Here is a 26,429-nt window from a genome sequence, read left to right as displayed (position 1 = left end):
GAGTAGTCGGTACCGAGATGTCCCTGGGGGAACGGGGTCTGGGGCGGAAGCCCCAGAGGGGACGGCAACGACATGCGAGGGGATGCGGACACCGGCCTGCGGGTGGGTGTGCTCGGCCCGCTGCGGGCCTGGCGCGGGGCGGCCGAAATCGGGCTGGGCCCCGCCCGTCAGCGCGCCATCTTCGCGGTGCTCGCGGTCAACGCCGGCCGCCCGGTCCCCCGCGCCGAGCTGATCGACGGCGTGTGGGGCGATTCGGCGCCCGCGAGCGTCGAGGGCAGCGTCCACACCTACGTGTCGGGGCTGCGCCGGGCCCTCGAACCGGACCGGTCGCGGTGGTCGGCGGCCAGCGTCCTGGTCTCGGAACCGGCCGGGTATTCGCTGCTGCTCGATGAAGACGCGCTCGATGCGGCCGTGTTCGAGCGGCACCGCGAGCAGGCACGGCAGCACCTCGAGCAGGGCGACCCGCAGGCGGCGGTGACCGAGCTGGATGCCGCTCTCGCGCTCTGGCAGGGAGAAGCCCTTTCCGGCGTGCCGGGCGGGTTCGCCGAGCGGCACCGCGAGTACCTCGCCGAGCTGCGGCTGGACACCCTCGAACGGCGCGCCGAAGCCGTGCTGGCCCTGGGCGGGCACCTCGACCTGGCGCCGGAACTGGCGGTGCTGGCCGGGGAACACCCGCTGCGGGAGTCCTTGCGCGAGTCGCTCATGCTCGCCCTCTACCGCAGCGGACGGCCCGCCGACGCCCTCGACGTCTTCCGCGACGCCCGCGCCACGCTCGTCGCCGAGCTGGGCGTGGAGCCCGGTCCGGCCCTGCAGCGGATCCAGCGGCAGATCCTCGCCCAGGACCCGGCCCTCGACGCGCCCGCGGCGCCGGTCGTCGTCACCGGGCACCGGCTCTTCGGCCGGGAAGCCGAAACGGCGAAGCTCGCCGAGCTGGTCGCCGACGTCCGGGCCGGCCGCGGCCGGGCCGTCTGGATCGAAGGCGAGGCCGGGATCGGCAAGTCCGAGCTGCTCACCAGCTCGCTGCCGGACGGCCCGGGCTTCGAGCGGCACTGGGCGGCCGCCGACGAGCTGAGCACCCGGTTCCCGCTGCAGGTGGTGCTGGAGTGCCTGGCGATCGACGTCCATTCGGCCGATCCGCGGCGCGCGCGGCTGGCGAAGGAACTCGCGGGGGAAGGCCCGGTGCGGCGCGGCTGGGGCCCGGCCGACCCGGTGCTCGGCGCCGTCGACCGGCTGCTGGCGCTGGTCGACGAGCTGTGCGCGCGCTGCCCGCAGGTGCTCGTGCTCGACGACCTGCAGTGGGCGGACGAGGCGTCCGTGCTGGTGTGGCACCGGCTCTGCGCGGCGACCCGGCAGCTGCCGCTGCTGCTGGTGGCCGCGACCCGCCCGGCACCCGACCGCGCCGAGCTGGCCCAGCTGCGTCGCGGCGTCCAGGCGCGGGACGGGGTCGTGCTCGACCTCGGGCCGCTGACCGAGGACGACGTCGGCAGGCTGATCGAGGACCAGATCGGGGCGGCACCCGGGCCGGGGCTGCGCGAGCTGGCCGCCCGTGGTGCGGGAAACCCGTTGTACGTCAGGGAGATGGTCGACGTCCTGCTGCGCGCCGGCGCGGTCGAGGTGCGCGGCGGCGAGGCCGACGTCGACGACTCGGCGGAGTTCGAGGCGCCGCGGTCGCTGGTCGCCGCGGTCGACCGCCGGCTGGACTTCCTGACCGCGCGGGCGCAGGAGGTGCTGCGCTGGGGCGCGTTGCTGGGCATGGAGTTCGCTGTCGGCGACATCGCCGCGGTGCTCGGCACCCGGCCGTCGGACCTGCTGGAACCGTTGGAAGAAGCGGTCGCGGCGAACGTGCTCATCGACACCGGGACGCAGCTGGCGTTCCGCCACCCGCTGCTGCGCCAGGCGCTCTACGACCGGCTGCTGGCCGGGACGCGGGCCGCCCTGCACCGGCAGGCGGCCGAGGCGCTCGCCGGGATCGGCGCCCCGGTCAAGCGCGTCGCCGAGCAGCTGGTGGCGGCACCGGCCACTGTGGACGAATGGGTGCTGGACTGGGTCGCCGGGCACCACGCGGCCGTGTCGAACCGGGCGCCGCTGATCGCCGTCGAGCTGCTGGAACGGGCGCTGGCCGCGTGCGACGGCACCGACCCGCGCCGGGAGACGCTGCTCGTCGCGCTGGTCAAGGTGCTGTTCCGGCTGGAACGCGGCCCGGAAACCCTGGCGCGGCAGGCCCTCGAGGCCGCCACCGACCCGGAGGCCGTCGAGGAGATGCGGCACGTTCTCGCCGCTTTGCGGCACCGCCGCGGCGACACCGAAGGCGCGGTCGCGACGCTCGCCGCGTCCGTCGACGACCCGGCCGTCCCGGAGCTCTGGCGGGTCAAGCACCGGCAGCTGCTGGCGAACTTCCGCCGCGGCGATCTGTCCGATTTGGACAGTGCGGAGAAGACGGCGCACGAGACGAAGACGCTCGCCGGCGGTGACCCGTACCTGACCGCGCACGCGCTGCAGTCGTTGTGGCTGGTCGATTCGGTGCGCCGGGAGCACGACCGCGCGCTGACCCACATCGACGCGGCGATCGATGCGGTCGGCGACGAGCACGAACTGGCCGACCTGCACCTCGACCTGCTCGACAACCGCGTCTTCACGCTGCAGAACCTCGACCGCCTGGCCGACGCGGGCGACACGCTGCGCGCGGCGGGCGAAGTCGCGGCGCGGCACGCGCTTCCGGTCGGGCTGCAGGTGTCCGCCGCGGTGCACCGGTACTGGGAAGGCCGCTGGGACGAGGCCCTGGTCGAGCTGGACACGGTCATCGAGGACGGCCCGGCGATCACGTTCAACGGCCTGCGCGAGCCGGGCCCGGCGGCCCTGTTGCTGCACGGCGTCGCGGCGCTGATCGCGGGCCGCCGCGACGACCGGGCCCAGGCCGCGGCCCACCTCGACGCGGCGGAGGAGTACGCCCCGGCGACCGGCGCCGAACGCGAGAGCTTCGACTTCCTGCTGGTCGCCGACGCCCTGGCGGCGGAGCAGCGCGGCGACCGGGTCCGCGCGCTGGCCGTCCTCGAGCCGATCTTGAACCCGACGTACGCGCAGATGATGCTGCGGCACCAGTGGCTGCCGGCGTTCGTGCGGCTGGCGATGGAGCACGACGACGTCGTCCGCGCCCGGCGCGCTTTGGCGGTGTGCGAGGAGGAGGCGGCGAAGGAACGGCGTCCGGCACGGGCGCACGCGGCGGCGTCGTGGTGCCGCGGCCTGATCGAGGAGGACCCGGCGCCGGTGCTCGCGACGGCCGAGCACTTCCGCGCGGTCGGCCGCCGCCCGGAACTGGCCTCGGCACTGGAGGACGCGGCCGTGCTGCTGGCCCGCGCGGGACGGCTGGACGCGGCGCACGCGGCGTTCGAAGAGGCCGCCGAGCTGTACACGGCGCTGGCGGCGCGCTGGGACCTGCGGCGCGCGGAAACCCGGCTGCGCCGCCTCGGCGTCCGCCGGGGCGCGCTGTTCACGGCGATCCGGCCCGGACACGGCTGGGAGTCGCTGACGCCGATCGAGGTCCGCATCGCGAGCCTGGTCGCCGAGGGCCGGTCCAACCCGGACATCGCGGCCGAGCTGTCGCTGCCCCGCCGGACGGTGCAGGCCCACGTGGCCCGGCTGCTGGGCAAGCTGGAGACGCCGTCACGCTCGGGTGTCGCCGACGCCTTCCGGCAGCGGACCTAGCGCGTTGGCCGGCGCCAAGCGCCCCAATGTGGCGTTGGTGCTCCTCCCATGCCCCCACCACCGCCCTCAACGGAGGCGCTTCGCGCCGCAGTGCCTATTCAACGCACCCAATGTGGCGTTCGGTGCGTCCAACGCACCCAACGCCACATTGGGGTGTTTTGGGCGGGCGGTTACGGCACCAGCGCGTTGGCCTTGGCGACCCGGCCGAGGAAACGCCCCGATTCCTTGACCGTCCGCCGTTGCGTCTCGAAGTCGACGTGCACGAGGCCGAACCGTTGCGTGTAGCCCATGGCCCACTCGAAGTTGTCCAGCAGCGACCAGGCGAAGTACCCGCGGACGTCGACGCCGGCTCGGATCGCGTCGTGGACTGCCCGCAGGTGCTCCATGAAGTAGTTCACCCGCGCCGCGTCGAACACCCGGCCGTCGACGACCTTGTCCACAAAGGACGCACCGTTCTCGGCCACCACCAGCGGCAGCCCGCCGGATCGGGTGGAGATCCACCGCAGCAGGTCGGTGAGCACGGTGGGCGCCTGTTCCCAGCCGAACGCCGTCAGCGGGCCGGGTGCGGGGAGGACGTCCAGACCCCGCAGCCCCGGCAGGGGGCAGTTGCCCGGCGCCAGCGGGTCGGCGAGCGGGGTGACGCGGGCGGGCGCGTAGTAGTTCACGCCCAGCCAGCCGATCGGCGCGGCGATGACGTCCGTGTCGCCGTCGCGCACCGAGGCCGCGAACCGGCCGCCGTGGTGCTCGACGTCCGCCCACACGTCGGCCGGGTACCCCTTCCCCAGCACCGGGTCCAGGAAGAACCGGTTGTGGATGCCGTCGAACTTGCGTGCCGCCTCGGCGTGCGCCGGGGTGTCGCCGTCCGGGATGGCCGGGGCGAAGTTCAACGCCAGCGAGAACTCGTGGCCCGGCCGCGCCTGCCCGGTGAGCGCGCGCATCGCCAGGCCGTGTCCCAGCAGCAGGTGGTGGGCCGCGACGAGCGCCGTGTCGAAGTCGGTGACGCCGGGGGCGTGCGCGCCGCTGCCGTAGCCGAGGAAGGCCGCGCAGAACGGCTCGTTGACCGTCGTCCACTGGTGCACGCGGTCGCCGAGTGCGTCGTGCACGACCGCGGCGTAGTCGGCGAACCGCGCCGCCGTGTCACGCTCCGGCCAGCCGCCGTCGTCTTCCAGGGTCTGCGGCAGGTCCCAGTGGTAGAGCGTCAAGACCGGCACGACGCCGCGGCCCAGCAGTTCGTCGACCAGCCGGTCGTAGAACGCGAGCCCGGCCGCCGACGTCGTGCGGCCGTCCGGCATCACCCGGGGCCACGCGACCGAAAACCGGTAGGCGTTCAGGCCGAGGTCGGCCAGCAGGCCGATGTCCTCGGGGTAGCGATGGTAGTGGTCGCAGGCGACGTCGCCGGTCGCGCCGCCGAGCACCTTGCCCTCGGCGGCCGCGAAAGTGTCCCAGATGGACGGTCCGCGGCCACCTTCGGTGACGCCGCCTTCGACCTGGTAGGACGCGGTCGCCGCGCCCCACAGGAAGCCCGCCGGGAAGGTCATACCGGTGCCCCTCTCAGGATTCCCCGCACGATGTAGCGGCCCAGCAGCAGGAACAGCGCGATGACCGGCAGGACGGCGACCGTCGCGCCGGTCAGCATGAGCGCGTAGTCGGTGTAGTAGCCGCTGGCCAGCTGCGACAGCGCGACCTGCACGGTCGGCATCTCGTTGGGGTCGAGGACCACCAGGGGCCAGAAGTAGTCGTTCCAGGTGGCCATGAAGGTGAGCATGGCGAGCACCGCGGCCGGCGCGCGCAGCGCGGGCACGGCCACGTGCCAGTAGGTGCGCAGGACCGAGCAGCCGTCCACGGTCGCGGCGTCGACGAGGTCGGCGCTGATCGCGTTCTCGCACGCCTGGCGCATCCAGAACACGCTGAACGCGCTCACCAGCGCCGGCACGATCACCGCCTCCAGCCGCCCGTACCAGCCGAGGTCGCCGACGACGAGGTACAGCGGGATGACCCCCAGCTGCGCCGGCACCATCGCCGAGCCGACGACCAGCAGGAAGAGCGTGTTGCGGCCGCGGAACTGCAGGCGCGCGAAGGCGAACCCGGCGAGGCTGGCCAGCACGACGTTGGACACCATGACGGTGCCCGCGACGATCAGCGAGTTCCCGATGGCCGGCCAGAAGTCGACGGTGTCGAAGACGCGCCGCACGTTCTCGGCCAGGTGGCCGCCCGGCAGCAGCAACGGCGACGTCTCGCCGATCGCCGCGTTGTCGCGGGTGGCCACGACGAACGACCAGTACAGCGGGAACACGGACGCGCCGAGCACCCCGGTCAGCACGGCGTAGACCCAGCCGCCCGGCCGGCGCCGCGCCGTCACGCCGACCTCACGAACCGGCGCACCAGCCGGTAGTTGACCAGCGCGAACACCGCGCAGATCACGAACATCACCCAGGTCAGCGCCGCCGCGTAGCCGGCGTCGAAGTGCGTGAAGCCCTTTTCGTACAGGTACATGACGAGCGTCTGGAACTGGCGGTCGTTGCCGCCGGTCCCGCCGGAGCCGCCTGCGTCGAACAGCTGTGGCTCCGCGAACAGCTGGAGGCCGTTGACCGTGCCGGCGATGGCGGTGAAGGCCAGCGCGGGCCGGATGCCGGGCACGGTGATCGACCAGAACGTCCGCCACCGCGAGGCGCCGTCGAGTTCGGCGGCCTCGTACAGGTCGCCGGGGACGGCCTGCATCGCGGCCAGGTAGATCAGGGCGTTGTAGCCGGTCCAGCGCCAGAGCACCATGCTCGCGACAGCGACGTGCGATGCCAAGGTCGTCGCCCGCCAGTTGACCGGCGCCACGCCGAACCAGCCGAGCACCTCGTTGACGACGCCGTAGTCACGGCTGAACAGCTGCCCGAACACCAGCCCGATCGCGACGACGGAGACGACGTTCGGCAGCAGGACCCCGGTGCGCCACCAGGTCGCCGCGCGCAGCGGCCGGTCCAGCAGCGCCGCGATGCCCAGCGCCAGCAGGAACTCCGGGACCGCCGCGAGCAGGAAGATGCCGACGGTGTTGGCGAGGGCGTTGTAGAACCGCGGATCGGTGAGCAGGTCGCCGTAGTTGGCGAGGCCGACGGCGCCCTGGTCGCCTTCGAGCAGGTTCCAGTCGTGGAGGGAAATCCACGCCGTGTAGAGCAGCGGGAAGGCACCGAAGACGACGAACAGGGCGAAGAAGGGCGCGACGAGCAGCAGCGGCGTGACCTTGCGGTCGAAACGGTGCTGCACGCGCGGCTACTTCAGGGCGGCTTGGGCCTGCTGGACGGCTTCCGTCCAGGCCTGGTCGACGGTCTCGGTCCGGTCCTCGACCCGCCCGAGCGCGCGGCCGAACTCCGGCCGGACGTCGGCGTCGCGCAGGCCGCGGTAGTTCGGGCGCAGCTGGTCGGCGGAGGCCGCGAAGATCCGGCCGATCGGCGCGTCACCGAAGTACGGGTCGGTGTGCGCGACGACCTGCGGATCCTCGTAGACGGACGGTTCGCTGGAGAGGATGCCGTCGGACAGGAAGAGCTTTTTCTGCTGCTCAGGCGCGGTCAGCCAGCGGGCAAGCTCGTACGCCTCCTTCTGGTGGCTGCCCTGCTTCGGCACGGTCAGGAACGAACCACCCTGGTTGCCGCTCTTGCCGGGCACGGTCGTGACGTCCCACTTGCCGCGGTTGGCGTCCCCGCCGGCTTCCTTGATCTGGCTGAGCATCCACGCGGGGCAGGCGACGGTGGCGAACGAGCTCTGCTTGATCGCCACGTTCCACGCCTGGGTGAACGTGGTCGCCGCCGCCGTCTGCCCCTTCGCGGCGATGCCGCCGGAGAGGAAGAAGGCGTTGCGCACGCTCGGGTTGCGGTCGGCGATGAAGGAGTCGTCCTTCGCGGAGAAGTAGTTCTCCGGCGACTGGTTCAGCATCGCGGTGTAGACGGTCCCGGCGGAATCGGCGAACTTCACGCCCGGCGTCTTGCTCGTGAACCGTTCGGCGGTGGCGGCGTAGGCGTCCCAGTCGGGCATCAGCTTCGCGACCTCTTCGCGGTCGGCCGGCAGGCCCGCGGCCTGGAACAGGTCACGCCGGTAGCAGAGGGCGAGGCTGCCCATGTCGGTGCCGAGGCCCAGCACGAACGCGCCGTCGGTGCCCTGCGCCCACTTCCAGGGCACCCACTGGTGTTCGAGGTCGCGGGCGCCGAACGCGGCGAGGTCGGCGAACTTGTCCTTCGCCTTCCGGTACTGCGGGATGTACTGCTCCTCGATCGCGACGACGTCGGCGGCGCCGTGCCCGGTGGCGAGCTGCGTCGCGAGGCCCTTGTGGTGGGTGTCGAAGTCGGTGACGCGGTTCTGCACCGTGATGCCCGGGTGCAGTTTCTCGTACTCGGCGATCAGGGGCGCGTAGCCGAACTCTCCGAAGGTCGCGATGGTGAGCTTCGTCTTTCCGGCGTCATCCGGGCCGGCGTCACCCGGACTGCAGGCGGCGAGCGGAATCAGCGCGGCGACCACGATGGCGGTCCGGCGGGCGATCGTGCGCAACAGGCTTCCTCAGATCACACCGGCCCGCACGGCGAAAGCGACCGCGTGCGGCCGGTTGCGCAGGTTGAGCCGGTTGGTCATGGCGTAGATGACGTTCTTCACGGTCCGCTCCGAGTAGCAGAGCTTGCCCGCGATCTCGGCAGTGTCCCAGCCTTCGGCCATCAGGCGAAGCACATCCACCTCGCGCGGCGTCAGCGTCGCCCCGCCGCCCTCGTGGGCCAGCGCCTCGACCTGCTCGCGCAGCGGCGCCGAGCGTCCGCGCGCGGCGGCGAGCACGCTCTCGGTGAGCCGGTCGAGCGCGGTCCGCGGCAGCACGGCGGAGACGTGGCAGTCGGCGAGCAGCTCCAGGTGCGAGGCGTCGACGTGCCCGGCGACCAGCACGATCGCGGCGGGCGACTCGGCCGCCGCGGCCCGCAGCGCGGCGACGGCCTCCCGGTCGACCTGCCCGACGGCGAACACGAGCACGGCCGCCTCGCCCCGCCGGGCGCGCGGCAGGACCAGCAGCTCCGGGCGGGACTTCAGGTGGTTGGTCAGCCCGGTCAGGGCGATCGGGTCGGACGCCCACGCGGCCACTCGCACCTGGTCCATCGAATCTCCCCCTTCACGTCGTTTCCTTGACTGGCTCCAGTCTGCTGAGGTCGCCTTCACGAATTCTCTACCGGGCCCACCCCCCTTCTTCACGCCGTGAAGTTTCGTCGTCGACTACGGTCGGGTGACACGCCGACGAGTGAAGGGACCGATGAACCGCCGACGTCTTGCCGTCCTCGGGGCGGCGTTGTGCCTCGCGGCCGGCTCTTTGCTGGTCGCGAACCTGCCTTCGGATACCGTCTCCGGCCTGGCAGTGCCTTTGAGCGACGAGCCTTTGAATGCCGAGCCTTCGACCTCCGCGCCTTCTTCGTCTTCGCCTTCCCCGCCTGCCCCCACTTCGCGGCTGGCGCGGCCCGGTGACTGTGCGTCGTTGGTGAACGGTCTCGACGTTCCGGCCCAGGTAGCACAGCTGGTAGTCGTGGGGGTGCCGGGTGACAACCCCGCCTCCACGGTCTCGCTGGTGCGCGACCACCAGATCGGCGGGATCTTCATCGGCGGTAACGCAACAGCGTTGTTGAAAGACCGGTCCCTGGCGGCGGTCCAGGCGGTGGCCCGGGTGCCGGTGGCGGTGGCGGTCGACGAGGAGGGCGGCCGCGTCCAGCGCATCGACGACCTCGACGGCGACCTGCCGTCGGCCCGGACGTTGGCCGCGACGAAGTCTCCGGAGGAGGTCCGCGCACTGGCCGCCGAGCGCGGCCGCCAGCTGCGCGCCCGCGGGGTGACGGTGGACTACGCCCCGGACACCGACGTGACGGACGCCCCGGACGACGACGTGATCGGCGACCGCTCGTTCAGCCCGGACCCGGCCCGGGTGAAGACGTACGCGACGGCGTTCGCGGCGGGCCTGCGCTCGGCGGGCGTCCAGCCGGTGCTGAAGCACTTCCCGGGCCATGGGCACGGCTCGGGCGACTCCCACAAGGGCACGGTGGTGACGCCCCCGCTCGCGCAGCTGCGGGCGGTGGACCTGGTGCCCTATCGCGGCCTCGCCGACTACGGCCCGGTCGCGGTGATGGTCGGCCACCTCGACGTGCCGGATCTGACCGCCGGAGTCCCGGCGTCTCTTTCCCCGGCCGCGTACGGGTTGCTGCGCGGGGAGTTCGGGTTCACCGGGCCGGTGGTCACGGACGACCTCGGGGCGATGAAGGCGATCACCGCGCAGTATCCCTTGCCGGAGGCGGTTTTGAAGGCCCTGCAGGCCGGTGCGGATCAGGCGTTGTGGTCCTCCGGGGGGCGGGTCGACGAGGTGCTGGACCGGTTGGTCAAGGCGGTGGCTTCGGGGGAACTGCCGAAGGCGCGGGTGCAGGAATCGGTCACCCGGGTGCTGCGGGGCAAGGGCCTCTGCTGAGTTCCCGGGCGGGCGGGCCTGCCCGGGCGGCGGGGTTCGCCGGTGGGCCGGCACTGGTTCGGTTGCGGGGAAACACATCGTCGTAGTCACACCACCGACGTTACCGAACACGAGTTCGAACATCATCGCTGAACCAGGTGAACCTGCGGAGTGGGTTTTCGCGGCGATTTTCCTTGCCGCACAAGGGAAACGCGCGCAGGCGGGCGCGAGCAGCCCCCGTTTTCCACGCTACCGGTGACCACCGACAAAAGGAGATGAGCAAGCACCCGCCCGCCGCCCTAGACTCGCGAGAGCACCCGGAACCAAGGAGCGGCATGGCGAATCTCGGCGGGACCTTCACCCTCGGCGGCGACCTGCCGGTTACCCGGATGGGTTACGGCGCCATGCAACTGGCCGGTCCCGGGGTCTGGGGACCGCCGCGGAACCACGACACTGCCGTCGCCGTGCTGCGGGAGGCCGTCGATCGCGGTGTCACCCATCTCGACACCAGTGACTACTACGGCCCCCACACCGTCAACGCCCTCATCAAGGAAGCCCTTCACCCCTACCCCGAAGACCTCGTCATCGTGACGAAGGTCGGCGCGCGGCGGAGCGCGGACAAGGGCTGGCCGCCCGCGTTGTCGGCCGATGACCTCACCCGGGCCGTGCACGACAACCTGCGGAACCTCGGCGTCGACGTGCTCGATGTCGTCAACCTGCGGCTCAGCAACGCCGCCGGTGACTATCCCGTGCCGATGTCGCTCGCCGAGCCCTTCGGCGTGCTCGCCGAGCTGCGGCAGCAGGGGCTCATCCGGCACCTCGGCGTCAGTCACGTCAGTGCCGAACAGCTCGACGAGGCCCGGGCCATCGCTCCCGTCGTCTGCGTCCAGAACCAGTACAACCTCGCCCACCGCGAAAACGACGATCTGGTCGGCAAGTGCGCTGCCGAAGGCATCGCCTTCGTGCCCTACTTCCCGCTCGGCGGGTTCAGCCCTCTCCAATCCGATCTGCTCGACGACTGCGCCGCCCGGGCCGGCGCCACCCCGATGCAGGTGGCGCTGGCCTGGCTGCTGCGGCGGTCGCCGTCGATGCTGCTCATCCCCGGTACCTCGACGCCGGAGCACCTGCGGGAAAACCTCGCGGCCGCCGAACTCGGCCTTCCCGCCGACGTGCTTGCCGATCTCGACCGGATCGGCGCCTCCTGATCGCTACGCTGAGCGCTCACACACGCACGAGGACGGAGAACAGCGTGGCTCAGTGGGGCGATCTGGTCGCTTACGTCAGGCAGTCGTACCGGGTGGTGCGCGACGAGCCCGACGAACTGCGCATCCGGCTGATCTTCGGCGACGAGCCCGACACCGAACAGCGCGCCCAGATCGTCGTGATCGCGCGCGAGATCCTCGACCAGCGCGAAGACTGGGTGCAGATCGCCACGCCGTTCGCCCGGCACGACGAGGTCGACCTCCTCGAGGTGCTGACCGAGGTGGGCGAGGCGATCGTCGTGGGCGGGCTCGCCGTGATGGGCGAGCACATCGTGCTCCGTCACTCGCTGCCGCTGATCAACCTGGACATCAACGAGTTCACCGACCCCCTCGAGCTCGTCGCCGGCGCGGCGGAGCTGCTGGAGCAGCAGTTCACCGGGCGCGACGACTACTGAGCGGCAGCACCGCGGCGGCCGCGGCCACGGTGAGCCCGGCCCCGAGGCCGAGCGCCGCGGCCGCACCGCCGGTGCCGAGGAAGAGCCCGCCGAGGAGGGCGACGCCGAGGGTGCCGCCGAGCTGCTGCACCGCGTTGAGCAGGCCCGCCGCCGAGCCGGTTTCGTGCGGCCGGACCCGGGCCAGGGCCGCCGTGAAGAACGGCACCGTGAACGTCCCCATCCCGAGCCCGCACAACGCCAGCGCGCCGAGCAGCGGCCACGGGTACGAACGCACCCCACCGGCGTAAACGGCGGTGGCGGCGAGGATCCCGGCCAGCAGCAGCGCCAGCCCCGCGAACATCACGCGCGCGCCGAACCTCGGCACCAGCCGGGCGCCGGCGAACCACGACGACACCGCGAGCCCGGCCGAAAGCGGCAGCAGCGTCAGGCCCGCCGTGCGGACGTCGACGCCGAGGCCGAGCTGCAGCTGCATCGGCACGACCTGCATCAGCCCGGTCATCACCGCGAAGAACAGCAGCGACCCCGCGAGCGCCGACGGGAACCCGCGGTGGGCGAACAGGCTGGGCTCGACCAGCGGCGCGGCCGCACGGCGCTGGTGGAAGCCGAACACCACCAGCAGCGCGGCACCGGCCGCGAGCAACGCCCAGTTCGTGCCGCCCGGCTCGATCAGCGGGTAGACGACCAGGCCGGCGCCGGCGACGACGAGCACCGCGCCGGGGACGTCGAGCCGGGGCCGGGTGGCGGCCCGGTCCTCCCGCAGCAGCCGCGCGGCGACGAGCACCGCGAGCCCGAGCGGGACGTTCACCAGGAACACCGCCCGCCACGACACCGCCTGCGTCAGCAGGCCGCCGAGCAGCGGCCCGGTGACCGCCGACAGGCCCATCACCGGCCCGATGGTCCCCAGGGCCTTCGCGAGTTCGTCGCCGTCGAACAGGCTCCGGATGAGGCCGATGGTCTGCGGGATGATCAACGCCGCCGCCGCGCCCTGCACCGCGCGCGCCCCGATCAGCAGCCCGGCCGCGCCGGAGACCGCGCAGACCAGTGACGCGAGCACGAAGCCCGCCACGCCGATCCGGAAGACCCTGGCCCGGCCGAAGAGGTCGCCGAGGCGGCCGCCGGTGATCAGGAAGGCCGCGAACGGCAACGTGTAGGCCGCGCTGAACCACGGGACGTCGGCGGCCGGCCCGGGCAGCGCGGCGTGGATCACCGGCCCCGCGACCTGCACGATCGTGGCGTCGAGCAGGTTCATCGCCTCGGCGGTGAGCAGGACGGCCAGTGCGGCCCAGCGCCACCGGTAGCGGGTCATGGTCGGCATGGGTGCCCCCTTTCGTTCCGCCGCCCACCCTGGCGAAGGGCCGAACTGGCGTTCCAGCCACAGACGTCAACGAGCAGATTTCTTCCACCAATTGCGGTTCAATGCGGGATATGACCACACTGGACGCCGTCGACCGCGCCGTGATCCACGCGCTGCACATCGACGCCCGGGCGCCGTTCACGAAGATCGGCGACGTCCTCGGCGTCTCGACGCAGACCGTGGCGCGGCGCTACCGCCGTCTTCGCGCCGAAGCGTCGCTTCGCGTCGTCGGCCTGCCTGACCCGCAACGCGCCGGGCAGGCCGAGTGGATGGTCCGGCTGACCGCGACGCCGCACACCGCGCAGGACCTCGCCCACGCGCTCGCCCGCCGCGCCGACACCGCGTGGATCAAGCTCATGTCCGGCGGCACCGAGATCTGCGTGAACGTGCAGACACCCGCCCGGAGCGATCATTCACTGCTGCTGCGGGACATCCCGCGGACCGCGAGCATCACGGCGGTTTCGGCGCACCAGCTGCTGCACCGCTACTTCGGCGGCCCCAGCGCCTGGCTGGGCCGGGCGAACTCCCTCGACGCGGCGCAGATCGCGGCGCTCACGCCGGTGCACGAAGGGCCGGGCAAGCCACTGACCAGCGAGGATGACGCCCTGATGGCCGCGCTGCAGCGGGACGGCCGCGCGAGCCTGGCCGAGCTGGCCACGGCCACCGGCTGGTCCGCGGCGACCGTCGCGCGGCGGCTGGCGGACCTGCGGGCCGGCGGCACGGTGTTCTTCGACCTGGAGGTCGACCCGGCGCCGCTCGGCGCCACGACGCAGGCGCTGCTCTGGATGGCGGTCGCGCCCGCCCACCTCGACGGGGTCGCGCGGCAGCTGGCAACCCACCCGGAACTCGCCCTCGTCGCCGCGACGACCGGCTCGGCCACCCTCGTCGCGCACGCGCTCTGCCCGGACGCGGCCGCGCTGCACCACTACCTGACCCACCGGCTGGGCGCGCTCGAGGCGATCCGCACGCTGGAGACTGCACCCGTCTTGCGCACGATCAAGGCCGCCGCGTCCCGCTGAGGCTCCCCGGACGTCTTGAACGACTCGTTCCTGTCGTCCGGCGTCCTGAACGAGTCGTTCAAGACACCCGGCCGCGGGGAGTCCTAAGTGGACTTCACTTCGACCAGGTGGTCGAGCATGCCGCGGACGGCTTCGAACTCCCGGACCTCCTGGCGGCAGTCCGGGCACGCGTCGAGGTGCCGCTCGACCCGTGCCGCGTCGGCGGCGTCGAGCAGCCCCAAGCTGTAGGCCCCGAGGTCGGTCCGGTCGTACCGGCCCATGGATCGCGTCTCCGTTTCCGCATCCCGTGAGGGAACGCCCGCACTATCGGATGCCTCCAGGGTCCGTAAAGGGACGCGCCCCCGGCGAAGTTCCGCGTTTTTCTACCCGATCGGCCGACAACTTCGGAGGGCAAACAGCCCATGTGAGTGAAAGCGGTCGTCACGCAGCTCACCCGTCCGAACACGGAAAGCTTTTCCGGGAGCGATTTCGCGGGTTCCGCGTCATGGCCCCCCGGCTTGCCCGTCGGACCTGCGTCGGGCTGGAGTTTTCCGGCCTCGACCTGGGTAACTAGGCGATCCGAAACGAGGAGAGCGATGACCGTACGGAGCCACCGGGCGGACGACGTCGTGGACGAGGTCGGGGTGTGGCTGGCCGGGGAGTTCGCGGGGCGGCTCCCCGCCTCGGAGATCGATCGCGTCGTCCGGACGACGCGGCTCGACCTCGAAGGGAGCATCGCGCCGGAGGAGCTCGGGGAGATGCTCCACCGGCTGGGCCGGGCCCGGCTGCAGCGGCTCCTGCAGTACGCACCGGCCGCGCAGGTGCGGATCCCGCAGGCGCGCTGAATCGCACGGCAGGCCAGGGCAGCCGGGGTCGTCCCGGCCGCCCGGCCGCGGCCGGTCCACGAGGGGACGTTCGCGCACACCCCTTGCCCGGACCGGCCGGAATTCTTGACTGGACTAGACCAATCTGCTCTAGTGACCGTTGTCACGTTCGTCTCGGCCGGATGAGCACCCCCCACCCCGCGACATCCGGGCGCCCGTGCGCCCGGATCCTGTCGCGGCCGAAGGAGTGAGCGAGTGTTGAGAAGACGTCTCGTCGCGGTCCTGTCCGCTGTCGCCGCCGTAGCCGGGCTCGCGTTCGGCGTACCCACGCTGACCGGGCAAGCTCCCCAGGCGGCCGCTGCCGCGTGCAGCGCGCCGAACTGGGTCGCGGGCCAGTGGTACGACGTCGGCGCGGTCGTCCGCTACACCAACGGCGGCTACTACCGCGCGAAAAACGCGAATCCGGGCTACGACCCGATCATCAGCACCTGGTACTGGGAACCCTACAGCTGTGACGGCGGGGGCGGCACCACCTGCAGCTACCCGGACTGGGTCGCCGGCCAGTGGTACGACGTCGGCGCCATCGTCCGCTACACCAACGGCGGCTACTACCGCGCCAAGAACGCGAATCCGGGCTACGACCCCATCATCAGCACCTGGTACTGGGAGCCCTACGACTGCGGCGGCGGCACCGATCCCGGCAACCCGGGCGCGTTCGTCGTCAGCGAAGCCCAGTTCAACCAGATGTTCCCGGGCCGGAACTCCTTCTACACCTACAGCGGCCTCACCGCGGCGCTGTCGGCGTACCCCGGCTTCGCGAACACCGGCAGTGACACGGTGAAGAAGCAGGAAGCGGCCGCGTTCCTCGCCAACGTCAGCCACGAAACCGGCGGGCTCGTCTACATCGTCGAACAGAACACCGCCAACTACCCGCACTACTGCGACTGGAACCAGCCCTACGGCTGCCCGGCCGGCCAGTCGGCCTACTACGGCCGCGGCCCGATCCAGCTGAGCTGGAACTTCAACTACAAGGCCGCCGGTGACGCGCTCGGCATCGACCTGCTCGGCAACCCGTGGCAGGTCGAGCAGAACGCGGCCGTCGCCTGGAAGACCGGGCTCTGGTACTGGAACACCCAGAGCGGCCCGGGCACGATGACCCCGCACAACGCGATGGTCGACGGCCGCGGGTTCGGCGAAACCATCCGCAGCATCAACGGCTCGATCGAGTGCAACGGCGGCAACCCCGCCCAGGTGCAGAGCCGCGTCGACAAGTACCGCCAGATCACGTCGATCCTCGGCGTCGACCCCGGCGCCAACCTCTACTGCTGACCGAGTGGGCAGGGCGCGCCGCGTCCTGCCCACTCTCCGTTCAGCGGGCGAGCCGGTCGCCGATCAGCCGGGTGATCGCCGCTTCTTGGTCCTTGAGGTAGAAGTGGCCGCCCGGGAACGTCTTCAGCTCGAACCCGGCCGACGTGCGTTCCGCCCAGCCGCTCGCCTGGGCCTCGTCCACCTTCGGGTCCTCGTCGCCGAGCAGCGCGACGACCGGGCAGCCGACGTCGGGGCCGGGGCGGTAGTGGTAGGTCTCGGCGGCCCGGTAGTCGCTGCGCAGCGCCGGCAGCGCCATGCGGCGGATGTCCGGGTCGTCCAGCACCGCCGTCTCGGTGCCGCCGAGCCGCTTGACCTCGGCCAGCAGCTCGTCGTCGTTCTTCAGGCGGGCGCCGTCGTCCAAGGGCGCGCCGGGCGCGCGGCGGCCGGATACGAACAGCGTGTGCAGCCGCGTTCCGCGTGCTTCGAGCCGCCGCGCGACCTCGAAGGCCAGGCTGGCGCCCATGCTGTGGCCGAAGAACGCCACCGGCTCGCCGATCACCGCCGGCAGCACGCCGGCCAGCCGGTCGGCGAGCACGAACAGGTCGTCCACCGCGGGTTCGCCGTACCGGTCCTGCCGGCCCGGGTACTGCACGACCAGGACCTCCACGGCGGGAGCCAGCGCCGCCGAGAAGGGGCGGTAGTAGCTCGCCGCCCCACCGGCGTGCGGGAAGCACACGAGCCGCGCCGCGGCGGCGGGCGCCGGGTGGAAGCGCCGGACCCACTCCGAAGCCTCGAGCGAAATCGTCATGCTCCCGAATCTGTCAGGCCGGAGCGAGCCGGACAAGGCCGGCGACGGACAGCCTGGGCGTCCCCCGAAGGTCGTCACGCGAAAACGGGGCCGGTCCACAGTGGACCGACCCCGTTCCCGGTGGTGCGTTACGCGCGGCTGCGACGACGGTTCAGCAGCAGCATCAGCGCGCCGCCGCCGAGCAGCAGGCCGCCGATGGTGAACGGAACCGCGGTGTCGACACCGGTGTTGGCCAGCTCGCCGCCGCCGGAGGGCGCGCCGCCCGGGGTGGTCGGCGCCGGGGTCGTGGCCGGGGCACCCGCCTCGGTCCAGCTCGCCGCCGCCTTCGCGGTGACCTGGGTCTTCTCCGAGTCGGCCACGATCAGCGACTGGGCTTCCTGCGTCTCGTAGTTCTGGGCGACGAACAGGCGGCCGGTGTCCAACTGCCCGGTCACCTTGAGCGAGAAGGAACCCTTGCCGGGCTTGGTGCCCGCCGGGACGTCGACGAACAGCTTGCTGCCGTCCTTGACGTCCGTCCCCTTCAGCTCCTTGCCGTCGGCGTCGGTGATCTTGACGCCGTCGGGCAGCTCGCTGGTCAGCGCGGTGATGTCACCGGTCGTGGCGACGTTGAACGGCCCGATCTTGGTGCCCGCGGCGCCTTCGGTCTTGTCCGCGGCGATGTTCAGCGTCGGCTTCGGCTGCTTGCCGAGGCCGGCGTTGTCCGCGCCGGTCAGGTAGTCGTACAGCGCGACGACGTCCGCCGAGGCGTCGGCGTTCTCGTACGGCAGCGGCTTGGTCTTGTCGAGGTTCGTGTTGTCGCTGAAGTGCCAGACCGACGCCTGCGTCGCGGTGATGGCCTCCTGCTCGGACAGGCCGCCGTGCAGCTTGGCGCCCTTCTGGGCGAGCACCTGGCCCAGGTCGTCCAGCTTGACCCCCGGGTAGCCGTGGTGCAGCACCCAGTTGATCTTGTCGCTGTTCGCCTGGAAGTTCTTCGACTCTTCACTCTTCGGGTACTGGTTCCACGGCCGCTCGACCATGTCCACGTCGGTGCGCATGCCGACCTTGATCTGCACGCAGTAGAGCTTGAGCGTCTTGCCGTCCGACAGCTTCATCCCGAACAGCTCGGTCACGTAGTTCCGGCCGGGGCCCAGGTTCACGCTGAACCCTTCGGTGCCACCGCCCTTGACGACCCGGCCGCGCGCGGCGCCGTCGTCCGCGAGCGCCGCGGGGGTGCCGACCATGACCGCGGCAGCCGCGGCGAGCACCGCGATCCCGCCACGCACGAGTGCTGACCTGACCTGCATAAATCTCCTATTCCGAGCCCGAACCACGCCGTTTGGGCCGCGTGGGATGAAATCCCCGACCACAGCGGCCACCGATTCAGGTGAGTGATCACCCGGTCAAGCGAGATCGGAGCATACACAGACCACACAAGAGCTACGCAGGGTGCCCCCACAAACACGAAAGTGCGCAAAATACCGCTGAATGGCCGAGCCAAAGAGTCCCGAAACGACGTTTTGTCCGGCGTGCGCGACGGGGCCCGGCGAATCCACGCCGGGCCCCGCCGCACTCACGGCGTCAGCCCCGGAAGTACCCCTTGAACAGGATCTCGCTGATCTTGGTGGTGGTCTCCATGCCGGTTTCGTAGCCGTTCCGGATCACCTTGGTGTTGTTCATCAGCGCCAGGGTGTACCGCTCGTGCGGGCCCACGAAGCCGACCGAGTTCATGATCCACGAGCCGTCGTCGTTGTCGTCGGACCAGCCGTCCTTGTTGCCCGGGCGCGCGGCCTCGCCGGCACCCCAGACACCCCACTGCTGGTTGACGTCCACGGCCCGCATCTCGCGGACGATGTAGTCGCGGTGCCGCTTCGGCAGGCGGGTCAGCACGTAGTTGATCAGCCGGTCCAGGTCGTTCGCCGTGGTGAGGATCCAGCCCCAGTGGTGCGGGTGCTGGTCGGTGAACCGCATGTCGGTCATCCCGTAGGACGGGAACCGCTTGGCGAACTCGGCCTCGCCGCCGTAGCGGGTCCACAGCGTGTGGGCGGCCGCGTCGTCACTGGAGTTGAGCATCCGGTGCATCAGGTCACGGTCCTCGGCGGTCAGCGTGACCGCGCCCGAGTCGTCGCGCAGCAGCAGGTCCACGACCATGGCCAGCTTCGGGGTCGAGCAGGCCCAGATCAGCGTGCCCGCGGCCGGGCTGCGGTAGACCGCGCCGGTCCACCGGTCCCGCAGCACGATGCCGGTCTCCCCGGGCCGGCTGTCGGCGTAGGCCTGCGCCTGCGCGATCCGCGCCCGCAGTTCCCGGTCGAACCGGCCGGTGGCGCCGGCCTCGGCGGGCGCCAGCGCGAGAGCCAGCAGAACCGCCGCGAGCACGGCGGCCAATCTTTTTCCCATGAGTTCCCCAGGTGAAGGTAAAAGGATCTTTCCTTCCCTGAGGCGCGCGCGGGCGGCCGAGGTTGCGATCGCCGGTCAGTGACCCACGACACACCCCGCGACATCAGCCCGCCGTGCAACCGACCACCGGTCCCAGTGGCCAGGAAGCCGAAAGTGGCCGACGCGCCAGGGGCCGGCGCGCCGTTCCACTCCGCGTTGCGCGCGGTCCCGCCCTGGCCGACCGTGGCGTTCCAGGCCTGACCGATCCGCTGCCCGCCGGACCATTCGCCGGTCACCCGGGTGGTCGCGGCGCAGGAACCACCGGGCGACGGCGTGCCGGGGGCGGCCGCGACCAGCGACCGCCTTTCACGGGTTCACGGTCAGCAGGTGGGCCCGGAAGCCCTCGCCGTAGGTCTTGGTGGGCGTGCCGTCGAAGCTCTCGATCAGCACGTTGCCACCGCTGCAGCCCCACGGGTTCCACGTCCACGCGGTGTACCCGAGGTTGTGCGCGTCCAGCCACGCCATCACCTGGTCGATGTAGTCGTGCGCGCAGCTGTTCTGGCCGATTTCCCCGGCCTGGACCGGCACCTGCGCGGCGACCGTCCCGATCTGGCTGTCCCAGCAGGACACCGTGACGCAGGCGTTGAAGTTGTAGGTGTGCCAGGAGGCGACCAGGTTGCCCGCCGGGTCCGACGGCTTGTAGGCCAGCCACTGCGTGAGGTCGTTCGTCCACGTCAGACCGGCGGTCATGATCACGTTCTTCGCGCCGGTCGCGCGGACGGCGTCGACCAGTTCCTGCATCCCCGCCACGGTATAGCCGATGCCGGTGCAGGTTCCGCCGTCCCGCAGGCACTTCCACGCCGCGGCCGCGTCGGACCAGTTCGCGGCCGCGTCCGGGTAGGGCTCGTTGAACAGGTCGAACACCACGGCGTTGTCGCCCTTGAACGCGGTGGCCACCTGCGTCCAGAAAGCCGGCGTGTACTGCCGGTCGGGCATCGGCTTCTGGCAGGTCGCGTTGACGTCGGTGCAGGCCGAGGAGGTGCCGGTGTACTGGCCGTGCGTCCAGTGCAGATCGAGGATCGGGTTGATCCCGTTGGCCTCCAACAGCTTCGCGTAGTCCTTGATGGCCTGCGGGTAGGGGGCTCCGCTGGGCGAGCCGGACAGGCCGAGCCAGCAGTCCTCGTTCAGCGGGATCCGCACCGCGTGGATGTTCCACGCCTTCATCGCGTCGACCGAAGCCTGGTCGACCGGGCCGCTGTCCCACATCCCCTTGCCCTGCACGCAGGCGAACTCCCCGCTGGACCGGTTGACGCCCAGCAGCCGGTAGGTCTTGCCGCCGTCGGTCAGCAGCTTGTTGCCCGACACGTGCAGCGCGGGCGCCGGGCCGGGCGGCGGTGGCGTCGTCGTGGTGGTCGTGGTGGGTGTCGTCGGCTTGGTGATGGGTGTCGTGGCCGTGGTCGGCGGTGTCCCGGTGCACGCGGCGCCGTTGACGGCGAAGTCGGTCGGTGTGGTGTTCGTGCCGCTGTAGGAGAAGTTCGCGCCGGTGCTGACGGATCCGCCGGCCGGGATGGTGCCGTTCCAGCTCGCGTTGGTCACGGTGATCCGCTTGCCGGACTGCGTCCACGTCCCCATCCAGCCCTGCTGCAGGGTCTGGTTGCCGGCGTAGGAGTAGGTCAGCGTCCAGCCGTCGACGGCCGAAGAGCCGAGGTTGGCGATCCCGACGGCGAGGCTGAAACCGCTTCCCCAGTCGTTGGCCGAGTAGGTGACGCGGCAGGCGAACGCCGCGCTCGCCTCATTCGCCGCCGAAACGGCCGTCGTCGACGTGACGACGACCGCGGCGGCGGCCGCGAGGCCCGCGACCGCCAGCACGGCAGGACGTTTTCCGGCTCTTACCCACATCGGCACTCCCTTGTGCACACTGACGGCGGCCACGGGCGGAAGGTTCTGGGAGCGTTCCCAGTCGCCCGACACACCGTCGCTTCCCGACCCCGGGTTGTCAATCACCAACGATGGGAAAGAGCCCCGATTCAGGCGAACAGCGCCGGGCGCGTTCGGCCATCCTCCGCAAGCGGCTGCGCGCCCCGGGTCAGCCGGCGGCCGGACGCCGCCGAGGGAAGAACCGGGCGATCCCGCGCCGCGGGGGCGCCAGCCACCCGGCGATGTCGTCGACCACGGCGGGGTCGACGTGCTGCGGCGAGGTGTATCCGGGCTTGGACGGGCCTTCGCCGCGGAAGAACAGGTGGTCGTCGGCGTCGTGGACGCGGATCGTGACGTCGGGGCGGTGCGCCAGGCCGGCCCGCCAGCCCGCGAGGTCGTCGGCGACGGTCACCTGGTAGTCGCGGCCGCCCTGCAGGATGAGCATCGGCTTGCCGAGCGCGGCCGCCGTCGCGACCGGGTCGAACTCCCGCAGGTCCAGCCAGTACGAGGCCGGCCAGCCGAAGAGGAGGTCCGCCGCCGGGGCCGAGGGCGAAAGGCCGGGGCTCTCGACGAGCGCGGCCTGCCGCGAAACCGTCTCGAGGGCGGCCGTCGTGGCCGGGCCGGGATCCAGCTCGGCCAGGTAGCGGGCGACCCGGACGGCCGCCCGGCTCAACGGCGCGGTGTCCCCGGCGAGGCTGACCACACCGGCGACCGAGGCCTCGGCGGCCGCGACCCGCGTGGCGGCCTTCCCGCCGCCGCTGTGACCGAGGACGTACACCCGCGCGGGGTCCACGGCCGGCTCCCGCTGGAGCAGGCGCACGGCGGCGATGGCGTGCGGCAGGTACTCGTCGGCCATGGTGAAGCCGGGTTCGGAGCCGGCACCGGGGTGGACGTGGGTCAGCTTGTCGAACCGGGCCACCGCGACGCCGCGGCTGCCCAGGCCCCAGGCCAGGTCCTTGAACGGCTTGCCCGGCCCGGTCGTCACGTCGCGGTCGTGGGGGCCCGAGCTCAGCAGCACCACCGCCGGCCACGGACCGCGCCCCTTGGGGAGGGTCACCGTGCCGGGCACCGCGAGCGGGCCGGACCCGACGGTGACTTCGTGTTCGGTGAACCGGTCCGGGTCGGCGTAGGCGGGCGGCTCCCAGGTCACTCCGGACGGCGGGGCGAGCCGCAGGCCGTGCAGGAAACCGTCGCCGTCGACCGACATGACCACGGTGAGCCCGCCGTGCCGGCAGGTCACCGGAACGCTCACCCGGACCAGACCCGCCTTGGCCGGCTCGCGCACCGGCTCCCCGACCGCCGTGACCGGCCCGGCCTTGGCGATCTCCGTCTCCCAGCCGACTCGCAATGTCTCCGCGGACGCGGCCGCCCGCAGCCGGGGCGCGAACAGCTCCTCGGCGTCCGCGAAGCGTCCCTCCGCCGCCATGTCGACGACCGTCCTGGCCACAGCCCCCGGGTCCGTCATGTCCCCCACCTTTCTCACGTTTTGCGAACGGTATCATGATGTGAGATCGTTTGGTAGTGGACACCTTGGAACTGCTGGGTCACCCGGTCCGGCTGCGGATCGTGCACGCCATGCGCGGCGACCGGACGCTCACGACCGCCCAGCTCTGCGCGCTGCTGCCGGACGTCTCGAAGGCCATGGTGTACCGGCACGTCGACCTGCTCGCCGCCGGCGAAGTCCTGGAAGTGGCCGAAGAACGCCGGGTCCGCGGCGCGGTCGAACGCCATTACCGGCTGCGCCGCGAACGGGCCTCCATCGACCCGGCCACGGCCGCGTCCCTGTCACCCGCCGATCACCGGCGCGCGTTCACGGTGGCGGTGGCCGCACTGGTGGCGGAGTTCTCCGCCTACCTCGACCGCGAAACCGCCGACCCGGCCACCGACCCCGTCGGCTACCAGCAACACGCGATCTGGCTGGACGAAGCCGAGCTCACGGCGATGGTCGGCGAACTGCGCGCGGCCATCCTGCCCCGGCTGGCCAACCCGCCCGCACCCGGCCGCACCCGGTATCTGCTGAGCCCGATCCTCTTTCCCAGCGAAGAGGCGGCGACATAACGTTGCGGGAGCGCTCCCTCAATTCTTGCCGAATGGAGCTTGACACCGAGTACGGCCCACGGACTAACGTAACGACGTTCGTTTGCGATACGGGGTCCGGTGGGGGGATTCGACGTGGAAAACGACTGGCGTCCCGACGCGGTCGGCGATGGGCCGCCGGCCCGGGCGGACCAGGGGGATCCGGACAGCTTGGCGGCCATCTTGGATTCGCTCGAGCGCGATCCGGCCCTGAAATTCACGCATTCCGGACGTGCCCTTCTGCAGTGGCTCGCCGCGCACGCACTGAGCCCCGAGGACACCGGGGTGTTCACCGCGGTTCCCCCGCACTGCGCGAATCTGGTCGCGGATATCGCCCGGCGCAATGCCGCGCTCTGGGAGGAGCTGGCGAATATCGTCGAACGGCTCTCCCCCGACGTGAAGTAAGCGGGCGAAAAGCCGCGATTTCCCTTTTCCGGCACGGGATCGGCCTCCGGCGCCGCTCGCCGCGCCGGACGACCCCGCGGCGCGGACAGCGGTGATCGGTACTATAACAATTAGTACTAGGTCACCTAACGCAGCGTGACTTGGCTCCACGCAAAGATTTCTCCGCCGGAAGGTGGACATCACGGACATCTTTTCGTAGCCTGGCCGTGATCTTGCGGCAGCTGCCGTCGACCGGACGGCGACGCGGGATCACCGCCGGCCCGGCTTTGCCGCCGAAGCCGCGAAAAAACGGAACCACCGCGCGCGTCACCTGTCGCGGCTCGCGCTGCCCGAAGAACGGCACACCCCGATGCCGTGGTTCCGGCCGGCGGACGACGAGCAAAGGAGACCCGCGCGACCGTGCAGTCGCAGCCCATCCGGCGAGTGGTTTCAGGCATCCTCGCGGCGACCTCGGTGATCCTCGTGGTCACGGTCGCCCGGCCCGTGGCCACCGCCGCCCCCGTCCCCGCTCCCCAAGCTCCGCCCAGTTCCTCCGACGCCTTGGCCAAGTACCGCGAACTCGCGGCGGAGGCCGAGAAGCTCAACGAGGACCTGCTCAAGGCGCAGACCGACCTGACGACCAGGCAAGGCGAGCTCGACAAGGCCACCAACGACGTCAACGCGGCGAAGGACCAGGGCGTCAAGGCCACCGAGAACCGGAAGAAGTACCAGGAGGAGGTCGACAAGTTCGCCGGCGCGTCGTTCACCAGCGGCGTCCAGCTGAACAAGCTGTCGGCGCTGCTGTCCGGAACGTCCACACAGGACTTCCTGGACCGGTCCTCGGCCCTCGAAGTGCTGGCCACGGACAAGAACGCCGCGATGACCAGCCTCACCGGCGCCGTCCAGCAGGCCGCCGACGCCACCAAAAAGGCTTCGGACGCAGCGAAACGGGCTCAGGACGCCCGCGACGCCGCGGCCAAGCTGACCGAGGACATCAAGGCCAAGCAGAAGACCCTCGACGACCAGATCGAGCAGATCAAGGCCGCCGACAAGAACCTGAGCGCCGCCGACAAGGCAGCCCAGCGCGACACCGGCGGAAAGCCACCGGTCGTCAAGGCCCCGACGGCAGCCGCGCAGATCGCGGTCGACGCGGCGTTGAGCAGGCTCGGCAAACCGTACGTCTGGGGTGCCACCGGGCCGGACTCGTTCGACTGCTCGGGCCTCCTGCTGTGGGCGTACAAGAAGGCGGGCATCACGCTGCCCCGCAACTCCGCGGCCCAGGCCCAGTTCGGCACGCCGGTCCCGCGCGACCAGCTGCAGCCGGGCGACCTGGTGGCGTACTACTCACCGGTGTCCCACATCGGCATGTACATCGGCGACGGCAAGATGGTCCACGCCCCGACCAGCGGCGACGTCGTCAAGATCTCGCCGCTGCAGAGCCAGTACGCCGGCGCGACCCGGCCCACGGCCTGACGTCGCGGATCGACGCCGGGGCGGCATCGCACGTTCGCGAGCGATGCCGCCCCTGTCCGCCGGTGCTCCATCAGGCGCGGTAGCAGTCGGCGACGGCGGTGAAGGCCGCCTTGGGTTCCCACGGCAGGTCGGGGTACGTGTCGCCGGTGCGGTCTTCGAAGACCTTGACGACGCCGAGACTCGCCATGTCGAGGTCGCGGCGGGGATCGTCGGGCCGGTGCGGGAAGTTGCCGAGCGCGAAGAGGTAGACGAAGGCGCTGTCGACGCCTTCGGCCTCGAAGATCTCCAGCAGCTCGCGCAGGTAGGCGGCCTGGCCGGCCTCGTCGCGGACGTAGTCCCCGTTCAGTCCGGCCGGGCGGCCGTTCTCGTCGTACTCGACGATCTCCATGCTGCGCGGTGCGACGTCGCCCGCGCCCCGCCAGGTAGCCGTGCCGAAGCCGGTGATCGCGACCGGTTTTCCCTGCGCGACGAGGGTGCGCACGCCTTCGGAGAACCGGTCGGCCACCTCGGCCGAGCGGATGAGCTCGAACGACATGATGTCGAAGGGCGTCCAGTCGACGCCCTCGAACTGGATGCAGGCGTAGGTGAGCCGGCCCTGAAAGCGCTTCCTGACCTCGGTGACGGCCTCGCCGAGGAAGCCGTTGAGGCGGGCGCTCATCTCGGCGATCCGCTCACCCCGGCCGTCGGGGCCGCTCAACAGCAGGCCGAGCCGCTCCTCGATGTCGTCACCGGGCAGGAACCCGCGGTTCATGATGCTCAGTTCGACGCCGGTGACGAATACGACTTCGGCTCCCTCCCGCCGGATCCGTTCCGCCCGCTGCGCGCAGTCGGCGAACAGCGCGAGGATCTCCGCGGTGGTCAGTTCCAGCGGGTAGGGCGAAAACCAGATCTCCAGCCCCAGCTCGGCGGCGCAGCGGGCGGCCAGTTCGAGCCGTTCGGGATCGCCGCCGACGAGGTGCACCGCGGTGCAGTGCAGGTCGTCGCGGATGATGGCCAGCTCCCGCCGGACCACGCCGGGATCGAAGCGCTCGCGGGAGATCTCGCCGTTGCGGACGAAGCCGGTGTCGTACGCGATGCCCTTGGCACGCATGGGTCAGTCCTTCCGTCGGAGCCTGCTGACCGCAGCCTAGGGAAGAA

Annotated in this window: 24 protein-coding genes; 10 read left to right on the top strand and 14 right to left on the bottom strand. The window is 71.4% G+C overall.

What is annotated here, in order from left to right:
- Window positions 1–72: 72 nt before the first annotated feature.
- Entirely contained in the window at window positions 73–3,702 is a 3,630-nt protein-coding gene (locus AB0G28_RS35340; protein WP_361099442.1) for a BTAD domain-containing putative transcriptional regulator, read from the top strand.
- A 170-nt stretch (window positions 3,703–3,872) separates the two neighbouring features.
- On the opposite strand, the gene AB0G28_RS35335 is transcribed toward AB0G28_RS35340, so the two are convergent.
- The 5 genes from AB0G28_RS35335 to AB0G28_RS35315 are packed head-to-tail and all read right to left on the bottom strand — an operon-like array spanning window position 3,873 to window position 8,817.
- Window positions 3,873–5,240, bottom strand: a complete 1,368-nt coding sequence (locus AB0G28_RS35335) for a GH1 family beta-glucosidase (RefSeq protein WP_361099439.1) — start codon at window positions 5,238–5,240, stop codon at window positions 3,873–3,875.
- Window positions 5,237–6,061, bottom strand: coding sequence for a carbohydrate ABC transporter permease (locus AB0G28_RS35330; protein ID WP_361099436.1), 825 nt, complete (start codon window positions 6,059–6,061; stop codon window positions 5,237–5,239). The genes AB0G28_RS35335 and AB0G28_RS35330 overlap by 4 nt, the downstream gene beginning before the upstream one ends.
- Window positions 6,058–6,954 (bottom strand): sugar ABC transporter permease, encoded by an 897-nt coding sequence (locus tag AB0G28_RS35325; protein WP_361099433.1) that lies wholly within the window; start codon window positions 6,952–6,954, stop codon window positions 6,058–6,060. The genes AB0G28_RS35330 and AB0G28_RS35325 overlap by 4 nt, the downstream gene beginning before the upstream one ends.
- A gap of 6 nt (window positions 6,955–6,960) precedes the next feature.
- Window positions 6,961–8,229 (bottom strand): ABC transporter substrate-binding protein, encoded by a 1,269-nt coding sequence (locus AB0G28_RS35320; protein ID WP_361099430.1) that lies wholly within the window; start codon window positions 8,227–8,229, stop codon window positions 6,961–6,963.
- 9 nt (window positions 8,230–8,238) lie between these two features.
- Window positions 8,239–8,817: a LuxR C-terminal-related transcriptional regulator gene (locus AB0G28_RS35315; RefSeq protein WP_361099427.1), complete on the bottom strand. Its 579-nt coding sequence runs from the start codon at window positions 8,815–8,817 to the stop codon at window positions 8,239–8,241.
- Between the two features lie 151 nt (window positions 8,818–8,968).
- On the opposite strand from AB0G28_RS35315, the gene AB0G28_RS35310 reads away from it, so the two are divergent.
- The 3 genes from AB0G28_RS35310 to AB0G28_RS35300 all read left to right on the top strand — a co-directional run bounded on the left by AB0G28_RS35310 (window position 8,969) and on the right by AB0G28_RS35300 (window position 11,798).
- Window positions 8,969–10,162 carry a glycoside hydrolase family 3 N-terminal domain-containing protein gene (locus tag AB0G28_RS35310; protein ID WP_361099424.1) on the top strand — a complete coding sequence of 398 codons (1,194 nt, stop codon included), beginning with the start codon at window positions 8,969–8,971 and terminating at the stop codon, window positions 10,160–10,162.
- Between the two features lie 314 nt (window positions 10,163–10,476).
- Window positions 10,477–11,346, top strand: a complete 870-nt coding sequence (locus AB0G28_RS35305; RefSeq protein ID WP_361099421.1) for an oxidoreductase — start codon at window positions 10,477–10,479, stop codon at window positions 11,344–11,346.
- A gap of 44 nt (window positions 11,347–11,390) precedes the next feature.
- Entirely contained in the window at window positions 11,391–11,798 is a 408-nt protein-coding gene (locus tag AB0G28_RS35300; protein ID WP_361099418.1) for a hypothetical protein, read from the top strand.
- On the opposite strand, the gene AB0G28_RS35295 is transcribed toward AB0G28_RS35300, so the two are convergent.
- Window positions 11,776–13,113: an MFS transporter gene (locus AB0G28_RS35295; RefSeq protein WP_361099415.1), complete on the bottom strand. Its 1,338-nt coding sequence runs from the start codon at window positions 13,111–13,113 to the stop codon at window positions 11,776–11,778. The genes AB0G28_RS35300 and AB0G28_RS35295 overlap by 23 nt on opposite strands.
- 110 nt (window positions 13,114–13,223) lie before the next feature.
- On the opposite strand from AB0G28_RS35295, the gene AB0G28_RS35290 reads away from it, so the two are divergent.
- The gene (locus AB0G28_RS35290) at window positions 13,224–14,171 is read left to right on the top strand and encodes an AsnC family transcriptional regulator (RefSeq protein WP_361099412.1); all 948 of its coding nucleotides are present in this window, start codon (window positions 13,224–13,226) and stop codon (window positions 14,169–14,171) included.
- Between the two features lie 83 nt (window positions 14,172–14,254).
- Here AB0G28_RS35290 and AB0G28_RS35285 read toward each other — a convergent pair whose 3' ends face one another.
- Window positions 14,255–14,431: a zf-HC2 domain-containing protein gene (locus AB0G28_RS35285; RefSeq protein WP_361099409.1), complete on the bottom strand. Its 177-nt coding sequence runs from the start codon at window positions 14,429–14,431 to the stop codon at window positions 14,255–14,257.
- 315 nt (window positions 14,432–14,746) lie between these two features.
- Here AB0G28_RS35285 and AB0G28_RS35280 point away from each other — a divergent pair, with 315 nt between their 5' ends.
- Together AB0G28_RS35280 and AB0G28_RS35275 are read left to right on the top strand one after the other, a co-directional pair.
- Entirely contained in the window at window positions 14,747–14,995 is a 249-nt protein-coding gene (locus AB0G28_RS35280; RefSeq protein ID WP_361099406.1) for a hypothetical protein, read from the top strand.
- 234 nt (window positions 14,996–15,229) lie between these two features.
- Complete coding sequence (locus tag AB0G28_RS35275) at window positions 15,230–16,303, top strand: glycoside hydrolase family 19 protein (protein WP_361099403.1); 1,074 nt, start codon at window positions 15,230–15,232, stop codon at window positions 16,301–16,303.
- Window positions 16,304–16,343: 40 nt separating this feature from the next.
- Here AB0G28_RS35275 and AB0G28_RS35270 read toward each other — a convergent pair whose 3' ends face one another.
- From AB0G28_RS35270 to AB0G28_RS35245, 6 genes are all read right to left on the bottom strand, one after another.
- Window positions 16,344–17,090 carry an alpha/beta fold hydrolase gene (locus tag AB0G28_RS35270; RefSeq protein WP_361099400.1) on the bottom strand — a complete coding sequence of 249 codons (747 nt, stop codon included), beginning with the start codon at window positions 17,088–17,090 and terminating at the stop codon, window positions 16,344–16,346.
- Between the two features lie 128 nt (window positions 17,091–17,218).
- Window positions 17,219–18,373, bottom strand: coding sequence for a thioester domain-containing protein (locus AB0G28_RS35265; protein ID WP_361099397.1), 1,155 nt, complete (start codon window positions 18,371–18,373; stop codon window positions 17,219–17,221).
- A 274-nt stretch (window positions 18,374–18,647) separates the two neighbouring features.
- Window positions 18,648–19,355 (bottom strand): serine hydrolase, encoded by a 708-nt coding sequence (locus tag AB0G28_RS35260; RefSeq protein WP_361099459.1) that lies wholly within the window; start codon window positions 19,353–19,355, stop codon window positions 18,648–18,650.
- Window positions 19,247–19,738, bottom strand: coding sequence for a cellulose binding domain-containing protein (locus AB0G28_RS35255; protein ID WP_361099394.1), 492 nt, complete (start codon window positions 19,736–19,738; stop codon window positions 19,247–19,249). Before AB0G28_RS35255 ends, AB0G28_RS35260 begins: the two co-directional genes overlap by 109 nt.
- 70 nt (window positions 19,739–19,808) lie before the next feature.
- Window positions 19,809–21,374, bottom strand: coding sequence for a cellulase family glycosylhydrolase (locus AB0G28_RS35250; RefSeq protein ID WP_361099391.1), 1,566 nt, complete (start codon window positions 21,372–21,374; stop codon window positions 19,809–19,811).
- A gap of 154 nt (window positions 21,375–21,528) precedes the next feature.
- On the bottom strand, window positions 21,529–22,824 hold the full coding sequence (locus AB0G28_RS35245) for a hypothetical protein (protein ID WP_361099389.1): 1,296 nt from the start codon (window positions 22,822–22,824) through the stop codon (window positions 21,529–21,531).
- Between the two features lie 56 nt (window positions 22,825–22,880).
- On the opposite strand from AB0G28_RS35245, the gene AB0G28_RS35240 reads away from it, so the two are divergent.
- The 3 genes from AB0G28_RS35240 (at window position 22,881) to AB0G28_RS35230 (ending at window position 25,292) form a co-directional block, all read left to right on the top strand.
- Complete coding sequence (locus AB0G28_RS35240; RefSeq protein ID WP_361099386.1) at window positions 22,881–23,417, top strand: helix-turn-helix domain-containing protein; 537 nt, start codon at window positions 22,881–22,883, stop codon at window positions 23,415–23,417.
- 114 nt (window positions 23,418–23,531) lie between these two features.
- Window positions 23,532–23,840: a hypothetical protein gene (locus AB0G28_RS35235; protein ID WP_361099383.1), complete on the top strand. Its 309-nt coding sequence runs from the start codon at window positions 23,532–23,534 to the stop codon at window positions 23,838–23,840.
- 399 nt (window positions 23,841–24,239) lie between these two features.
- Window positions 24,240–25,292 carry an NlpC/P60 family protein gene (locus tag AB0G28_RS35230; protein ID WP_361099380.1) on the top strand — a complete coding sequence of 351 codons (1,053 nt, stop codon included), beginning with the start codon at window positions 24,240–24,242 and terminating at the stop codon, window positions 25,290–25,292.
- 70 nt (window positions 25,293–25,362) lie between these two features.
- On the opposite strand, the gene AB0G28_RS35225 is transcribed toward AB0G28_RS35230, so the two are convergent.
- Window positions 25,363–26,382 (bottom strand): hypothetical protein, encoded by a 1,020-nt coding sequence (locus AB0G28_RS35225; RefSeq protein ID WP_361099377.1) that lies wholly within the window; start codon window positions 26,380–26,382, stop codon window positions 25,363–25,365.
- Window positions 26,383–26,429: the final 47 nt, after the last annotated feature.

It is taken from the genome of Amycolatopsis sp. NPDC021455 (genome assembly GCF_040640995.1).
Taxonomy (GTDB): domain Bacteria; phylum Actinomycetota; class Actinomycetes; order Mycobacteriales; family Pseudonocardiaceae; genus Amycolatopsis.
The sequence above is the reverse complement of the archived record's forward strand: the minus strand, read 5'-3'. Positions and strand labels throughout refer to the sequence as shown.

What these genes read in the sequence shown, in the direction of transcription:
- AB0G28_RS35340 (WP_361099442.1), top strand. Translation starts at nt 73, where the DNA reads ATGCGAGGGGATGCGGACACCGGCCTGCGGGTGGGTGTGCTCGGCCCG.
- AB0G28_RS35335 (WP_361099439.1), bottom strand. Translation starts at nt 5,240, where the DNA reads ATGACCTTCCCGGCGGGCTTCCTGTGGGGCGCGGCGACCGCGTCCTAC.
- AB0G28_RS35315 (WP_361099427.1), bottom strand. Translation starts at nt 8,817, where the DNA reads ATGGACCAGGTGCGAGTGGCCGCGTGGGCGTCCGACCCGATCGCCCTG.
- AB0G28_RS35310 (WP_361099424.1), top strand. Translation starts at nt 8,969, where the DNA reads ATGAACCGCCGACGTCTTGCCGTCCTCGGGGCGGCGTTGTGCCTCGCG.
- AB0G28_RS35305 (WP_361099421.1), top strand. Translation starts at nt 10,477, where the DNA reads ATGGCGAATCTCGGCGGGACCTTCACCCTCGGCGGCGACCTGCCGGTT.
- AB0G28_RS35295 (WP_361099415.1), bottom strand. Translation starts at nt 13,113, where the DNA reads ATGCCGACCATGACCCGCTACCGGTGGCGCTGGGCCGCACTGGCCGTC.
- AB0G28_RS35290 (WP_361099412.1), top strand. Translation starts at nt 13,224, where the DNA reads ATGACCACACTGGACGCCGTCGACCGCGCCGTGATCCACGCGCTGCAC.
- AB0G28_RS35285 (WP_361099409.1), bottom strand. Translation starts at nt 14,431, where the DNA reads ATGGGCCGGTACGACCGGACCGACCTCGGGGCCTACAGCTTGGGGCTG.
- AB0G28_RS35280 (WP_361099406.1), top strand. Translation starts at nt 14,747, where the DNA reads ATGACCGTACGGAGCCACCGGGCGGACGACGTCGTGGACGAGGTCGGG.
- AB0G28_RS35270 (WP_361099400.1), bottom strand. Translation starts at nt 17,090, where the DNA reads ATGACGATTTCGCTCGAGGCTTCGGAGTGGGTCCGGCGCTTCCACCCG.
- AB0G28_RS35265 (WP_361099397.1), bottom strand. Translation starts at nt 18,373, where the DNA reads ATGCAGGTCAGGTCAGCACTCGTGCGTGGCGGGATCGCGGTGCTCGCC.
- AB0G28_RS35245 (WP_361099389.1), bottom strand. Translation starts at nt 22,824, where the DNA reads ATGACGGACCCGGGGGCTGTGGCCAGGACGGTCGTCGACATGGCGGCG.
- AB0G28_RS35225 (WP_361099377.1), bottom strand. Translation starts at nt 26,382, where the DNA reads ATGCGTGCCAAGGGCATCGCGTACGACACCGGCTTCGTCCGCAACGGC.